The organism is Stenotrophomonas maltophilia group sp. RNC7, assembly GCF_030910085.1.
Classification (GTDB): Bacteria; Pseudomonadota; Gammaproteobacteria; order Xanthomonadales; family Xanthomonadaceae; genus Stenotrophomonas; species Stenotrophomonas sepilia.
Genome location: NZ_JAVFVN010000525.1, coordinates 1 through 1073, shown reverse-complemented (window position 1 = coordinate 1073; position 1073 = coordinate 1). Strand labels below are relative to the sequence as shown.

The 1073-nt window shown below is 53.3% G+C and carries 1 protein-coding gene; it reads left to right on the top strand.

Translation table 11 applies throughout. The features are described 5' to 3' along the window. A partial coding sequence (locus RCF13_RS10145; protein ID WP_308141126.1) for a hypothetical protein occupies positions 1–259 on the top strand: 259 nt, incomplete at its 5' end. Positions 260–1073 lie beyond the last annotated feature (814 nt).

Genomic DNA, 1073 nt, shown 5'->3' with positions numbered 1-1073 from the left:
ATGCGCAGGTCGATCATCTGACGGCAGACGAAAACGTCGCTCAGCCCATCACAGCGGGCGGCACCCGAACCCAAGTTTATCTGATCAGCTTTCGACCGACGATGACGAGTTCAACGCTGCAATGTTTGTCGTCTGTGCTCAGAACTTCTATCGTATACACTGGCGGACAGATACGGTGCGGGAGGGGATGCATTGGACGCTGGGCAGCGAGACGACTTGGCGAGAGACCGCAAAAATCAAACCGATCCTGAAAACCTGACCACACATCGCCTTACGGCGAAGCTATAGGCGGCACAGACTTGGGCGTGCGCACGTGCCGCAACGGGCGCATAATATGAAACCGGGAGGCGGGCCAAAGACAATTAGGAGGCGATCATGAAGAAGTATCCAGTATTGTTAGTTTTCGGATTGGCGTTAATGAATGTCGCGACTGTCCATGCGGGTTCTAATTCAGGACTTGTGAACGCGTCCGCGCTGCCATGGGTGCATCCAGCTAGTGCAATTATACATATGAGCACGCCCGTGGAGGCTGCTGGACGACCACCATACTGTCGTTACCAGACGCTGGAGCAATGTCGAGCGGCTTGTGGGAACGGAGCGTGCAACCAATGCTTATCCGGTTATTATGCGTGCTGGCCCTTCAAATGACTGTGCAGGCCGCGCATCATTCGACCCGCGATCTCATACATTGGCACATTCGAACTTGCGCGTAATCTAACAAAATTAGTAGAGAGATTTACCTACTCCAATTTCAAACTAGCCGCCCTTGAGGCGGCTTTTTCTTTGCTGAAGGAAATCACCTTAGATATGGACCTCGACGATACCCGCCCCTTGACGATGATTGAACTGGTCAATGTTGACAAGAGCGTCGGAAAGTTCCAGGCTCAAGCAGATTAGCCTCAGGATGAAGCGCGGCAGAAGATTGTCGTATGTGGTCCATCCTGCCCCGGCAAGTCAACACGGATCCGCTGCATCAACCAGATGGAAGAGCATTCCAGCTGCGATATCTTCGTCGACGGCCATGAGCTTACCGACAAGACCAAGGACATCAATGCAGTCCCGCGTGAGGTCGG